Origin of the sequence: Stenotrophomonas sp. CFBP8994, from assembly GCF_034044835.1 — a bacterium.
GTDB lineage: Bacteria > Pseudomonadota > Gammaproteobacteria > Xanthomonadales > Xanthomonadaceae > Stenotrophomonas > Stenotrophomonas rhizophila_A.
Genome location: NZ_JAXCWT010000002.1, coordinates 175,854 through 189,461, shown reverse-complemented (window position 1 = coordinate 189,461; position 13,608 = coordinate 175,854). Strand labels below are relative to the sequence as shown.

Genomic DNA, 13,608 nt, shown 5'->3' with positions numbered 1-13,608 from the left:
ATCAACCGCCGTAGCTGCTGCGGCTGCTGCTGGTGTTGCCGAAGCCGCCACGGCTGGCGGTGACGGCGCGGTTCGGGGTACTGGTGACCGGTGCCAGGCCGGCCTTGCCGGCGCCGATGCCGCTGGCGGTGTTCAGCCCGCCGCTGCCGCCCGGGGCCGGGCGTGCCCAGCCCTTCGCTTTGTCCTGGTAGGCCGGGCTCGCGGCCGGGGCCTGCGCCAGGCCGGCGCCACGGTTGCTGAGCATCTGCGACATGAAGAAGCCCATCATCATCGGGCCGATGAACGAATGGCCGGTGGAGGTCTTCTGTTCCACGCACTGCTCGGCGTTGTACTCGGCTTCGCATTCGGCACGCGAGGCGTACTTGGGGGCGGCGTCGGCGGACTGCTTCTGCGCCTCGGCAAATGCCGTGCGGCAGGCGGACGGGTCACCGGTGGCGTCGGTACAGGCCTGCACCGAGGTGTACAGCCCCTCCTGCACCTGCACGGCCTGATCCTTCTGGCAGGCGGTGAACAGCAGCGGCGCAGCGCTCATCAGCAGCAGTGCGGTGGTCCTGGAACGTTTCATGGCGGTGTGCCCCCCTTTCGGTATCCCCTCAATCATGCCTGATCGCCGCCAACAACCAAAACCGGCAAAGTCGAAAAGATGAACGGCGTTTCAGGATCGGCCGCGCCGACGGTTGCAACAGCAACCGGAATTTTTGGGCAGAATCGAGTGGCAACGCGCCCCCACGGCCCGCCAGATCCTGCCAGCCCCCATGCCTGAATACCGCTCCCGTACCTCCACCGCCGGCCGCAACATGGCCGGCGCCCGCGCCCTGTGGCGCGCCACCGGCATGACCGATGCGGACTTCCACAAGCCGATCATCGCCATCGCCAATTCATTTACCCAGTTCGTGCCCGGCCACGTGCACCTCAAGGACCTGGGCCAATTGGTGGCGCGCGAGATCGAACAGGTCGGCGGCGTAGCCAAGGAGTTCAACACCATCGCGGTGGACGACGGCATCGCCATGGGCCACGACGGCATGCTGTATTCGCTGCCCAGCCGCGAGATCATCGCCGACTCGGTGGAGTACATGGTCAACGCGCACTGCGCCGATGCGCTGGTGTGCATTTCCAACTGCGACAAGATCACCCCCGGCATGCTGATGGCCGCGCTGCGGTTGAACATCCCGGTGGTGTTCGTTTCCGGTGGGCCGATGGAAGCGGGCAAGACCCGGCTGGCCGAGCACAAGCTGGACCTGGTGGATGCAATGGTGATCGCCGCCGATGCCAGCGCCTCCGATGAAGAGGTGGCCGAGTACGAACGCAGCGCCTGTCCTACCTGCGGGTCGTGTTCGGGCATGTTCACCGCGAACTCGATGAACTGCCTGACCGAAGCGCTGGGCCTGTCGCTGCCAGGCAACGGGTCGACCCTGGCCACCCACGCCGACCGCGAGCAGCTGTTCCGCCGTGCCGGTCGGCTGGTGGTGGAGCTGTGCCACCGCTGGTATGGCGGCGAAGACGCCAGCGCGCTGCCGCGCGGGATCGCCACGCGTGCGGCATTCGAGAATGCGATGACACTGGATATCGCCATGGGCGGTTCCACCAACACCATCCTGCATCTGCTGGCGGCCGCGCAGGAAGCGGAGGTGGACTTCGACCTGCATGCCATCGACGCGCTGTCGCGACGGGTGCCGCAGTTGTGCAAGGTGGCGCCGAATACGCCGAAGTACCACATGGAGGATGTGCACCGCGCCGGTGGCGTGTTCGCGATCCTCGGGTCACTGGCACGCGGCGGGCTGCTGCATGTCGATGTCCCCACCGTGCACAGCCGCACCCTGGCCGACGCCATTGCGCGCTGGGATGTGGCGGTGACAGACGATGCGGGCGTGCATGAATTCTTCAGTGCCGGCCCGGCCGGCATTCCCACCCAGGTGGCTTTCAGCCAGGCCACACGCTGGCCTTCGTTGGACCTGGACCGCGCCGAGGGGTGTATCCGCGATGTAGCGAACGCGTACTCGACCGAAGGGGGGCTGGCGGTGCTGCGCGGCAACCTGGCCGAGGATGGCTGCGTGGTGAAGACCGCCGGCGTGGATGAGTCCATCCACGTGTTCGAGGGCAATGCGAAGGTGTTCGAAAGCCAGGACGCGGCCGTGCAGGGCATCCTGGCCGACGAGGTGCAGGCCGGCGACGTGGTGGTGATCCGCTATGAGGGCCCGCGCGGCGGGCCGGGCATGCAGGAGATGCTGTACCCGACCAGCTACCTGAAATCGAAGGGACTGGGCAAACAGTGTGCGCTGCTGACCGATGGGCGGTTCTCGGGCGGTACGTCCGGGCTGTCGATCGGACACGCGTCACCGGAAGCGGCAGCGGGCGGCACGATCGGGCTGGTGCGCGATGGCGACCGGATCCGGATCGATATTCCGGCGCGACGGATTGATGTGCTGGTGGATGCCGCTACCTTGGCGACGCGGCGTGCGGAGCAGGATGCGTTGGGGTGGAAGCCACGGGAGGCGCGGCCGCGCAAGGTGACCGGGGCGCTCAAGGCCTACGCATTGTTGGCGACCAGCGCGGACAAGGGCGCGGTGCGGGATCTGGGCAAGCTGTAGCTGGACAGCCGGGCTGGGCCCGGCTCTACTGGGGGCCTGTTGATACGCAGCCACGCATGGCGTGGCTCTACGCCATGGGGCCACCCCGCCAATCGTTGATCGATGTGCCGCTGCGACCCCCGCGCCAACCGCTGATCGATGCGCTGCGCGGCTTCGCGCTGCTGGGCGTGTTCCTGGTCAACCTGCGGTTCTATTCGCTGGATGCCTTGCTGGATGAGGCCGCGCAGCAGGCGCTGCCGAGTGCCGCGCTGGATCATGCGGTGCGCACCGGGATGGGGTGGCTGGTGGATATGAAGGCGGTGACGATCTTCTCGCTGCTGTTCGGCATGGGCTTTGCCATGCAGATGGAAATGCGCCCTGGGCTGGTTCCGCATCTGCGCCGGATGGGCGCGTTGGCCCTGATCGGGCTGCTGCATGCCACGGTGCTGTGGTGGGGCGACATCCTGCTGACCTATGCCGTGGTGGGCTTGCTGCTGCCGCTGTTCCGTCACCTGGGCAACCGTGGGTTGCTGGTGGCCGGCCTGGTGGCGGCGCTGTTCCTGCCACCGCTGCTGTCGCCGTGGATGCGCGAGTGGGTGCTGACGCTGACGCCGCGCACGCAGATGTATGGGAATGCGCTGGATGCGCTGTCCAGCGGCACGCTCTGGCAGGCGTGGTGGCAGAACCTGGTGCTGGGCGGCTGGGTGCGGCTGACCAACTGGGCCCTGCTGCTGTTCGTGCTGGGCCGCTTCCTGCTGGGCTACTGGGCGGGGCGCCGGGGGCTGTTGCAGCGGCCCGAACAGCACCTGCCGCTGCTGTGGGGCCTGTGCGTTGGCGGCGCGATGGTTGGCGTGGTGTTCCTGTGCATCGAGGCCGCTGCGCCCGCGCTGAAGGCGCAATGGCCGCTGCTGCGCGATGGGGTACCGGGCTATCTGCTGCGGGTGGGCTACCGGGTGGCGCCGCTGGCGCTGGGCATCGCCATCGCCTGCGGGTTCGCGCTGCTGTACCTGCGGCCGTGGGCCGAGCGCGGGTTGCGCGTGCTGGTGCCGGCCGGGCGCATGACCTTGAGCAACTACCTGGTGCAGAGCCTGGTGTGCGTACCGCTGTTTGCCGGGTTCGGGCTCGGTATTGGGCCATCGCACGGCCTGTGGCCGGTGCTGCTGGTAGCGGCCATCGTGTTTCCGCTGCAGCTGTGGCTGAGTGCGTGGTGGCTGCGACGGTACTACTTCGGCCCGGCGGAGTGGCTGTGGCGCAGCCTGAGCGATGGGCAGCGCCTGCCGATGCGTCGCGCATAGCTGACACTGCGCTGGACACGCATGGCGTGTCCCTACGCGCCGTCGCGATCAGCATCCCCCACGCCCGGCGAAGGCGCCGTTGCGATCAACATCCCCCACGCCCGGCGAAGGTGCGCCGTTGCGATCAACATCCCTCACGCCCGGCGAAGATGCGTAGCGACACGCCATGCGTGTCCCACGGGGTACTCGTCAGCCGATGACGCGCTTGAAGGGCGGCAACGCATCGATGATGCGCTTGCCGTAACGGCGGCTGATCAGGCGCGAGTCGAGGATGATCACGCGGCCGGTGTCGGTGGAGGTACGGATCAGGCGGCCGGCGAACTGGGTCAGCGTGCGCAGCGCGTGCGGGATGGCGATCAGGTTGAAGGCGTTCAACCCGCGGCTCTCGAACCATTCGCTCAACGTGGAGGTCTGCGGATCGGTCGGCACCGCGAACGGTACCTGGGTGATCACCACCGTGGTGCAGGCTGCGCCGGGCAGGTCCAGGCCTTCGCCGAACGAGTTCAGCCCGAACAGCACCGAGCCCTCGCCCGCCGAGGTGCGGCGCAGGTGCTCGTCGATCATCTTCTGCTTGGCCGTTTCGCCCTGCACCAGCACCTGCTTGCGCTGCGCGGCCGGCATCAGCTCGGCCACCTTTTCCATCTTCCAGCGCGAGGTGAACAGCACGATGCTGCCCTTGCTCCAGTCCAGTTCCTTGACCAGGTACTTGGCTACTTCCTTCGGGTGCCGGTCGCGGTCGTCGGGTGTGACGGGGAAGTTGGGCACGATCAGCTCGGCCTGGTTGGGCAGGTCGAAGGGGGACGCCAGCGAGACCATCTCGGCTTCGTTGGGAATACCGTTGTCGATCGCCAGCGCCTGGAAATCGCCACCGCCGGTGAGCGTGGCCGAGGTCATCACCACCGAATCCACTTCGTCCCACAGCAGCTTGCGCAGCACGCTGGCGGCCGACACCGGCGAGCCGTGCAGGACCAGGTCGCCATCGCGCGACAGCGTCACCCAGCGCGCGAACGGCGGCTGGCCTTCCTTGTCTTCGCGGCGCCAGGCGGTCCACAGGTTGTGCTGCTGTTCGATCATTTCCAGCGCCATGCCCAGCGTGCGCTGCAGGCGCTCGCGCGCGGCATCTTCGGGCTTGCCCTTGGCCACCTGCGACTGCGCGGCGTGGGCCCAGTTGAACAGCGCGCGGGTGTCATCGGCCAGCGCCTCGATATCGGCCATCCAGATGTCCGGCAGCCGCCCGTTCGGCGCGCGCCACATCGGCTCCTGCGCGGTCGGGTCCGGTTGCCAGCTGCGGTCGATCACATCGCGGAACGCGCGCAGCTGCTTGCTGACCCGCGCGGCCACGTCGATGGCTTCGTTGGGCAGCAGGTTGCCCAGCTTGTCCTTGTCCACCGCGCGGTAGGCGGCGGCGATGAGGATCTGCAGGCGGCCGGTGCGCTTGGCCATCTCATCCAGGGCCAGGCTGGCCGCGCCCTGGTCGATGGCCACGTTGCCGATGTGGTGGCCTTCGTCGAGGACCAGCAGCATGTCCGACGGGGGGGCGATCAGTGGCTGGCCGTTGTCGCTTTCGCCAATGGACAAGGCCGACAGCAGCAACGCGTGATTGGTGACCACGATCTGGGCGTCGCGCACGGTGTTGCGCGCGCGCAGCACGGCGCACTGGGCGGAGTAGGCGCACTTGCGCCCGGCACAGCCGGAGGCCGGGGTGGTGATGCGCGAACGCAGCGAGGGGCTGATGGTGTCGGGAGCGTTGTCCAGGTCGCCGTTCCAGCGCCCTTCCACGAAATCCTTGCTCAGCTTCTGCGCCAGGTCCATTTCAATCGGCGCCAGCGGGCGGTCGAACAGCGGCTGTTCGTCCTCGAACATGCCTTCCTGTGCGCCATCGCCATGCGCTTCAGCGGCATTGCGCGTGCACAGGTAGCGGGTGCGGCCCTTGGCCAGCGCCACGGTGGCCTCCAGGCCGGTGGCCTTGAGGAAGTTCGGGATGTCGCGCTCGACCAGCTGCGACTGCAGCGCCACCGTGCCGGTGCTGATCACCAGCTTTTTCTTGGTGGCCAGCGCAATCGGCACGCCGGCGGTGAGGTAGCCCAGGCTCTTACCCACGCCGGTGGGCGCCTCGACCACCCCTACCCCGCCGCTCTGCGACAGCGCACGCGAGACCACGCCGATCATCTGGCTCTGCGAACGCCGCGTGCTGAAGCCGGGGGTATTGGCCTGCAGCTTGGCGTAGGCATCGCGGATGACGGTCTTGAGCTCGTCGTTCAGCGCACGCGGGGCTTCAACTTTTTCGGTCACGCCGGGGAGGTCCTGCCTGGATCAGGCGGGTATTTTCTCATGCTCCGGGGCCGGGACCGGCGCGGATTTTTCCGCGCCGGTTCAGATCCGTGACCGGGGTCGCCCGGTCAGGCCGCCGGGGCGGCGCGGTTGCGCAGCGCACGGGTCATCGCCCACACCAGCAGCACCGTGGCCAGGGCATCCACCAGGCCCAACGCGAAGTGGCCGCCGCGCAGCCAGTACGACAGCATCTGTACGTTGCCGTAGTCGCCGGTCTGGACCAGCCAGGTCGGGACGATGTTCAGCGCCAGCCCACCCAGGGTGCCGGCCAGCAGCAGGCCCAGCGCCCACAGGGCGACACTGCGGATGGCACCGCGCGGGGTATCCACCACCCACACCAGCGACACCGCCAGCGCGATCAGCACCGGCAGGCGCATCGCGACCATGCCCAGCAGGCTGAGCAGCAGATCCATGCTGCTGCTCACTCTTCACCCGCCAGGGCGTTGCGGGCGCGCAGTTCGGCGTAGACCGGATCGGTTTCCGGGCGCACTTCGTGCCATTGCTGGAAGCTGGTGGCGGCTTGTTCGACCAGCATGCCGAGGCCGTCGACGATGTTGCGGCACTGTGCCGCGCGGGCCCAGGCCAGGAACGCAAAGGAGGCCTCGCCATAGTTCAGGTCCACGGCGGTGGTCATGCTGTTGACCAGTGACAGCGGCAGCTTGAACTCTTCATTGCGGTCACGGCCCGCGGACGTGGCATTGACGATCAGCTCGAAGTCGCCGAGTTCGTCCATGCGGTCCCAGTACTGTGTCAGCACGCGGCCGGGCTCGCCGATTGCATCGCTCAGCTCGTCGGCACGCTCGGGCGTACGGTTGACCACCACCAGTTCGCGGATGCCGGCATCCAGCAGCGCCGGGGCTACGCTGCGCGCCGAACCACCGGCACCCAGCAGCAGCACGCGGCGGCCGCGCAGGTCCAGGCTGTGGCGGTCGGTGAGGTCGCGCACCAGGCCCACGCCATCGGTGGTGTCGCCGTGCCAGCCGTCACCCTTGCGCAGCAGCGTGTTGACCGACTGGGCCAGCATGGCGCGGGAGGTAAAGGTCTTGCACAGCCCGAAGGCGATTTCCTTCAGTGGCGCGGTGACATTGGCACCGACGCCACCGTCGGCGGCGAACGCCTCCAGCGCCGCCGGGAAATCGGCCGGTGCCGCTTCAATGGCGCGGTAATCCAGCGCGATGCCCTCCTGGCGGGCGAACGCGGCATGGATGTGCGGCGACTGCGAGTGGGCGATGGGCTGGCCGAATACGGCGTAACGGGCGGTCATGGGTGTCTTAAACTCCGGGCCTGGATTGAAACGCAAACCCCAATGGAAGCGACTATGCGCACTCCCTTGTCTCTGCTCGCGCTGAGCCTGAGTTTACTCTCCGCACCGGGCGCGATGGCGCTTTCCGAGTTCGGCATCGAAGGCATGGGGGTGGTGTCGACCAAGGCCAACGAGGCCCAGGCGACCATCGCGCCGGATGGCAAGCGCATCATCTGGGCCAGCGACCGGCCCGGCGGCGCCGGCGGCTGGGACCTGTGGCAGGCCACGCTGCGCGACGGGCGCTGGCAGGACCCGGCGCCGCTGGCGCTCAACACTGCCGGGGATGAGGTGGATCCGTTCTTCAGCCACGACGGGGCCTGGCTGTACTTCGCCTCCAACGGCGGCAGCGGGCGCGGTGGGTTCGACCTGTATGGGGTGATGATCCGCGAGGACGGCAGCTTCGGCACCGTGCTGGCGATGCCGGTGACGGTCAACACGGCAGCCGACGAGCGCCGCCCGGCGCTGCGGCCGGATTGGCAGGTGCTGCTGTTTGCCCGCAATGGCAAGGGCACCCAGGGTGGGTTCGACCTGTTCGTGGCGACCGCGCAGGGCCGCGGGTTCAACGCGGCGACGCCGTTGCCGGCGCCGCTCAACAGCGCGGATGATGAGCTGGGCGGAGACTGGCTGGGCAACGGCGGGGCGCTTGTGTTCACCCGCATGGCGGGTGGGCATTCGCAGGTGTGGCAGGTGGGTTGCGACTACGGCGCGGCGGCGGTGCCGCTGGGGTTGTCGTTCAATACCGCCGACGGGCAGACCGGCGCGCCGGCGGTGGATGCATCCAAGCCCAGCGAGATGGTGGTGGCCGGGCAGGCAAAGTCGCCGAAGGCCGGCGGGTTGGATCTCTACAGGTTGCGCACACCAGCGGTGGCTGGCTGCGGGTAAGGGTTCAATACGCGCGCAGCAAGGCGGCGCGCTGCTGCTCGTACTCGGTTTCGCTGATCTCGCCGTTGTCCTTGCGCTGGTTCAGCGCGGCCAGCTGGGCCTGCACGGCCGGCGGCAGGTTGGCTTCGCGGGCCAGGCGGGCGGCGGCCGAGGGTTGCTCGGGCGCGCGGCGGGCGGCACGCAGCACGCCACGGATGACCAGGCCGATCACCACCGCGAACACCAGCACGCCGGTGCCCCAGGTCAGCCACTGCACCCATCCCATCGTCTGCATCATCCTGCTCCTGTCTGCGTGTTGACGCGTATTGTCAGCGTTCGCGCAGCCAACGCGCCACCTGCGGTGCGAAATAGGTCAGCACGCCATCGGCACCGGCCCGCTTGAAGCCGATCAGCGACTCCAGCACGCAGGCGCGTTCGTCCAGCCAACCGTTGGCGAAGGCCGCTTTCATCATCGCGTACTCGCCGCTGACCTGGTACGCAAAGGTGGGCACGCCGAACTGCTGCTTCACCCGGCGCACCAGGTCCAGGTAGGGCATGCCCGGCTTGACCATCACCATGTCCGCGCCCTCTTCCAGGTCCAGCGCGATTTCGCGCATGGCCTCGTCGCCGTTGGCCGGGTCCATCTGGTAGGTCTTCTTGTCGGCCTTGCCCAGGCTGGCCGAGCTGCCCACCGCGTCGCGGAACGGGCCGTAGAACGCCGAGGCATACTTGGCCGAGTACGCCATGATGCGCACGTTGACGTGGTTCTGGGCGTCCAGCGCGCGGCGGATCGCGCCGATGCGGCCGTCCATCATGTCCGACGGCGAAATGATGTCCACGCCGGCTTCGGCGTGCGACAGCGACTGCTTGACCAGCGCGGCCACGGTGATGTCGTTGAGCACGTAGCCCTTGTCGTCGATGATCCCGTCCTGGCCGTGGGTGGTGTACGGGTCCAGCGCTACGTCGGTCATCACCCCCAGCTCGGGGAAGCGCGATTTCAGCGCGCGGATCGCCCGCTGCGCCAGGCCGTTCTCGTCCCACGCGGCGGCCGCATCCAGGCTCTTGCCGGCCGGGTCGATCACCGGGAACAGGTCGATCACCGGGATGCCCAGTTCCAGCGCTTCCTCGGCCACTTTCAGCAGCTCATCAATCGACAGCCGTTCCACGCCCGGCATTGACGCCACCGGCGCGCGCCCGGCCAGCTCGTGGACGAAGACGGGGTAGATCAGGTCGTCGGTGGTCAGCGTGTTTTCGCGCATCAGCCGGCGCGAGAACTCGTCGTGGCGCATGCGGCGGGGGCGATAGTCGGGGTGGGCCATGGGATGCTCCAGACGGTATTCGGTTACTGCAGCAGGTAGCGCTGCGGTTGCAGGGGTTCCGGCAGCGGGCGCACGCCCAGGCTGTCGAGCAGGTCGATTTCGATGGTGCGGACCATCGCATCCAGCGGCAGGTCGTTGGGTTCCAGCCCGAACGGTTCCTCCATTTCCTCGCCCAGCTGGTCCAGCCCGAAGAAGGCATAGGCCAGCACCGCCGACACCACCGGGGTCGCCCAGCCCAGCGAGCTGGCCAGGCCGAACGGCAGCAGCACGCAGAACATCCACGCGCAGCGGTGCAGCAGCAGGGTGTAGGCAAACGGCAGCGGGGTCAGCAGAATGCGTTCGCAGCCGGCCTGGATGCTGGACAGCGCATGCAGGCGGGTTTCGAACTGGGCATACAGGATGCTGTCGATCTCGCCGGCGCGCAGCGCGGCGGTGGTTTCCACCGCGATCATCGCCAGCAGCTGGTCCGGCACGTTCTGGCGCTGCGCGTAGCGCTCGCGGTCGGCCTCGGGCACCCAGGGCAGCCCGGCCAGCGCGGCATCCTGCCCGCGCAGGCGCGCGGCCAGTGCATGCGCGAAGGCGATGGCCAGGCGGCAGATGCGGTCGGCGCGCGCCGGCTGTCCGGCCAGCAGCGTGCTGCACAGCCGCGCCAGGCTGCGCGATTCATAGATGAGCTGGCCCCACAGCTTGCGCCCTTCCCACCAGCGGTCGAAGCAGGCGTTGTTGCGGAAGCTCAGGAAGATGGACAGCACCAGGCCCAGCAGCGTGAACGGCGCCACCGACACGCGCTCGATGCCCGGCGGGTGGGCCAGTTCGGCGAAGGTGGCGACCGCGACGGCCAGCACGAAGATGGCGGCCACCTTCGGCGCGATGGCAGGCACGATGGAGCCGCGCAGGATGTACAGCAGCTGCCAGCCGTGAGGGCGGGGACGAATGATCATGGGGCGGTCATTCTACGCCCTCGGGTGCGGCAACCCGGCAGGTGCGACGGGGTGTCGCAGTCAGAGGATCCCGCCGCCGATGGACAGGCGCACGATGCCCACCACCACCACGACCGCGTTGAGCAGCAGGCCGGTCCACGCGCGGCCGCGTTTGGTCGGGTGGGTGAACAGGATGCCGAGCGCGCCGATGACCGCACCGACTGCGGCGAACGGGATCAGGAACCAGTTGCCCCAGCCCAGCAGCGGGATCAGGGCCAGGATCATCCACAACAGGGCCACGACGCCCCACAACAAACTGATCAATCCCATGCCCCGCTCCCCTTACCTGAAAATGCTGGCGGCAGCGTAGCGACCCCCGTGCCAGTGGCGCGTGATGGCGGCGGCAAGACCGGGATGCGGCAGGCTCACCCCGGCGGTGTTAACGTTCGCCAGAACGGGGTTGGCGCCGATTCAGTGGCCGGCCCGGATGATCCAGGCGCAGGCCGACCAGGCCGAACAAGGGTGAACCCATGAACATTCGACTCCTTCCGCTGCTCGGCGTGCTGCTGGCCGTGACCGGCTGCGCCAGCACCTCCAAGGTGATGCTGGGCCAGACCCGTGCACCCACCGATCCGGCGCTGGTGCAGATCTATTCCACGCCACCGCCGGGTTCGATTGAGATCGCCCAGCTGGAGTCCACCAGTGCGGCAGGCTTCGGCACCCAGGGCCAGACCGATGCGGCGGTGATGCGGCTGAAGAAGGAAGCGGCCGCGCTCGGCGCCAACGGGGTGATCCTGATGGGCGTGGAGTCCAGCAGCTCGGGCGGCGGGCTGTCCGTAGGCGGCGGCAGCTACGGTTCGCACAGTGGCGGCGGCGTGGGCATCGGCATTCCGACCACGCAGAAGCGCGCGGCCGGGGTGGCCATCTGGGTTCCCAATCCGCCACCGGCGGAGCGGTTGCCGGTGCAGACGATCACGCCGACCCGGTGAAAGCGGGTCACGACCAACGGTCGTGACCTACCCGATAGCCGATCGAATGGTCGGTTCGAATGGTCGGTTCGAATGGTCGGTTCGAATGGTCGGTTCGAATGGTCGGTTCGAATGGTCGGTTCGAATGGTCGGTTCGAATGGTCGGTAGGCCACGACCGTTGGTCGTGGCCCACGCGGAGGTGATTACTTTGCCTTGTACCGCGGGATGAAGACCTCGTTGACCGCCTTGGCCAGCTGGTCCGGCGGCAGCAGGCCCTGGTCGAGCAGGAAGTTGTTGAACGCCAGGCGGTCGAACTTCGCGCCCAGTGCCAGTTCGGTCTGCATGCGCAGTTCCAGGATCCGGGTGTAGCCGTAGAAGTAGCTGCCCGCCTGGCCCGGCGACCGCACCATGTAACGGTCCAGTTCCTGGGTGGCCATCGCCTGCGACAGGCCCACTTCGTCGATCAGCACGCGCTCGGCCTTGGCACGGTCGATCAGGCCCAGGTTGAGCATCGGGTCCAGCATCGCGCGCGCGGCGCGCAGCAGGCGGAACTGCAGGGCGATCAACTGCCCGTCCAGCGGCTCGTACGGCACCATTTCGGCTTCGGCATACAGCGCCCAGCCTTCCACGTTGACCGAATTGAACGCGAACATGGTGCGCGCCAGCGACACGCCGCGCTCCACCATCGCGGTGAACTGCAGCTCATGGCCCGGGCGCCCTTCGTGCGCGCTCAGCGTCCACGCGGCCGAGCCGAAGTTGAAGTCGTCGTACTGCGCGGCCTTGTCGCCGGCGGCCGGGTTGCCCAGCGGCAGCACGAAGGTGCCCTGCTGGCCGGTGTTGCCCACCAGCGGCGCCGGCAGGAAGTGCGGGGCCGGCGAGGCAGCGCTTTCGGCGGCCGAGCCCAGCCGCATCTGCATCGGGCGCTGCGGCACGTCCACGATCTTCTGGGCGCGGATGATCGGGTCGATCGCATCGATCACGCCGCGGTAGTGGTGCTCCAGCTGGTCGTTGGCGATCTTGTCACCCTTCAGCGCGCGGATCACTGCCACCGGGTCGGTCGGGTCGGCCACCTTCAGGCCCTTGGCCTTCACCACCAGCGGCGCCAGCTGGCGCATCGCCGAACGGGTTTCCATGAATTCCAGCTGCGCCCGCTGCATCAGCAGCTTGGGGTCGATGTCGATGCCCACGCGCTTGAGCTGGAAGGCGTACAGCGGCTCGGGCAGGCGCGCATCGGCACGTGCCTTGGGCAGCACCTCCGCCTTGGTCCAGTCGCGGTACTCGCGCAGCTGGGTGGCGATGGTCTTCAGCGCTTCGTCGGCGCCGGCGACCTTGTACTTGTCGAACAGCTTTTCGATGCCGGTGATGTAGGTATCGACGTTGGCCAGCGACTGCTCGACCTCGATCTTCGTCGGCTGCAGCAGGGTCTTGTCGGCCAGGCGCTCTTCATAGCGCTGGCGCGACAGCGTGGTGATGGCGGTGGTGCCCGGCGCCAGGCCGGCATACGCCTTCAGGCGGTCCAGCGCCTTGGCGCGGCGCTCGGCCGGCACCTGGTCGGACAGCAGCAGGTTGATGCCGCTGAACACCGTCTGCGGGGTGTCGCTCCACGGCAGCAGGTACTTTTCGTTGAGTTCGCTGCCTTCGATGTTCTCGTCGGCGGCGGCGATCATGATCGCCAGGTCCTGGCGCACGTTCGGGTCGCGCTCGGTGGCCAGCTTGGCCTTGAGCTGGTCGCGCGCCTTGGCCATCGCGGCGCGGTAGCGCTTGGCGTTGTCCGGCCCGAAATCGGCCACCTTGTCGTCGTAGCCGGGCACGCCGAAGAAGCCGGTCTCTTCCGGCTGGAACGGGCCCTGCGCGTCGAGCAGGATCTGCGCCAGTTCGTTGCTGCGGGTCACCCAGGCCGCACTGGCCGGGGCCTTGGTGGCGGCAGGAGTGGCAGCGAAGGCCGGCGGCGCACTGAGCGCGGCGGGGACGGAAAGGGCCAACGCGACGGCAAGGGCAAGCGGCTTCATGCAGGACTCCAGTGAGCGGGTGCCTGCGACCCTA

General features: G+C 68.2%; 13 protein-coding genes. 4 read left to right on the top strand and 9 right to left on the bottom strand.

Annotation, left to right across the window (positions count from 1 at the left end; all coding sequences use genetic code 11):
- Position 1 precedes the first annotated feature (1 nt).
- Positions 2–565 (bottom strand): DUF1190 domain-containing protein, encoded by a 564-nt coding sequence (locus tag SOM39_RS05645; protein ID WP_093532693.1) that lies wholly within the window; start codon positions 563–565, stop codon positions 2–4.
- 190 nt (positions 566–755) lie between these two features.
- Here SOM39_RS05645 and ilvD point away from each other — a divergent pair, with 190 nt between their 5' ends.
- Together ilvD and SOM39_RS05635 are read left to right on the top strand one after the other, a co-directional pair.
- Positions 756–2,588, top strand: a complete 1,833-nt coding sequence (ilvD, locus tag SOM39_RS05640; protein WP_320457764.1) for a dihydroxy-acid dehydratase — start codon at positions 756–758, stop codon at positions 2,586–2,588.
- A 56-nt stretch (positions 2,589–2,644) separates the two neighbouring features.
- Entirely contained in the window at positions 2,645–3,862 is a 1,218-nt protein-coding gene (locus SOM39_RS05635; protein ID WP_320457763.1) for a DUF418 domain-containing protein, read from the top strand.
- Between the two features lie 189 nt (positions 3,863–4,051).
- On the opposite strand, the gene dinG is transcribed toward SOM39_RS05635, so the two are convergent.
- From dinG to aroE, 3 genes are all read right to left on the bottom strand, one after another.
- Positions 4,052–6,154: an ATP-dependent DNA helicase DinG gene (gene dinG, locus SOM39_RS05630; protein WP_320457762.1), complete on the bottom strand. Its 2,103-nt coding sequence runs from the start codon at positions 6,152–6,154 to the stop codon at positions 4,052–4,054.
- Between the two features lie 107 nt (positions 6,155–6,261).
- Positions 6,262–6,606, bottom strand: coding sequence for a hypothetical protein (locus SOM39_RS05625; RefSeq protein ID WP_093532689.1), 345 nt, complete (start codon positions 6,604–6,606; stop codon positions 6,262–6,264).
- Between the two features lie 8 nt (positions 6,607–6,614).
- Positions 6,615–7,457, bottom strand: a complete 843-nt coding sequence (gene aroE / locus SOM39_RS05620) for a shikimate dehydrogenase (RefSeq protein WP_217538196.1) — start codon at positions 7,455–7,457, stop codon at positions 6,615–6,617.
- 54 nt (positions 7,458–7,511) lie between these two features.
- Here aroE and SOM39_RS05615 point away from each other — a divergent pair, with 54 nt between their 5' ends.
- Positions 7,512–8,378, top strand: coding sequence for a TolB-like protein (locus SOM39_RS05615; protein ID WP_320457761.1), 867 nt, complete (start codon positions 7,512–7,514; stop codon positions 8,376–8,378).
- A gap of 4 nt (positions 8,379–8,382) precedes the next feature.
- Here SOM39_RS05615 and SOM39_RS05610 read toward each other — a convergent pair whose 3' ends face one another.
- The 4 genes from SOM39_RS05610 to SOM39_RS05595 are packed head-to-tail and all read right to left on the bottom strand — an operon-like array spanning position 8,383 to position 10,926.
- Positions 8,383–8,655 carry a gas vesicle protein GvpG gene (locus SOM39_RS05610; RefSeq protein ID WP_184125973.1) on the bottom strand — a complete coding sequence of 91 codons (273 nt, stop codon included), beginning with the start codon at positions 8,653–8,655 and terminating at the stop codon, positions 8,383–8,385.
- A gap of 31 nt (positions 8,656–8,686) precedes the next feature.
- Positions 8,687–9,676 carry a porphobilinogen synthase gene (hemB, locus tag SOM39_RS05605; RefSeq protein WP_068854378.1) on the bottom strand — a complete coding sequence of 330 codons (990 nt, stop codon included), beginning with the start codon at positions 9,674–9,676 and terminating at the stop codon, positions 8,687–8,689.
- Positions 9,677–9,699: 23 nt separating this feature from the next.
- On the bottom strand, positions 9,700–10,617 hold the full coding sequence (locus SOM39_RS05600; RefSeq protein ID WP_217538198.1) for a bestrophin family protein: 918 nt from the start codon (positions 10,615–10,617) through the stop codon (positions 9,700–9,702).
- Positions 10,618–10,677: 60 nt separating this feature from the next.
- Positions 10,678–10,926: a hypothetical protein gene (locus SOM39_RS05595; protein ID WP_184125975.1), complete on the bottom strand. Its 249-nt coding sequence runs from the start codon at positions 10,924–10,926 to the stop codon at positions 10,678–10,680.
- Between the two features lie 200 nt (positions 10,927–11,126).
- Between SOM39_RS05595 and SOM39_RS05590 the strand changes: the two genes are divergently transcribed.
- Positions 11,127–11,585, top strand: coding sequence for a hypothetical protein (locus tag SOM39_RS05590; RefSeq protein ID WP_068854381.1), 459 nt, complete (start codon positions 11,127–11,129; stop codon positions 11,583–11,585).
- 183 nt (positions 11,586–11,768) lie between these two features.
- Here the strand turns inward: SOM39_RS05590 and SOM39_RS05585 are convergent, their stop codons facing one another.
- Positions 11,769–13,574 (bottom strand): DUF885 domain-containing protein, encoded by a 1,806-nt coding sequence (locus SOM39_RS05585; protein WP_320457760.1) that lies wholly within the window; start codon positions 13,572–13,574, stop codon positions 11,769–11,771.
- Between the last annotated feature and the right edge of the window lie 34 nt (positions 13,575–13,608).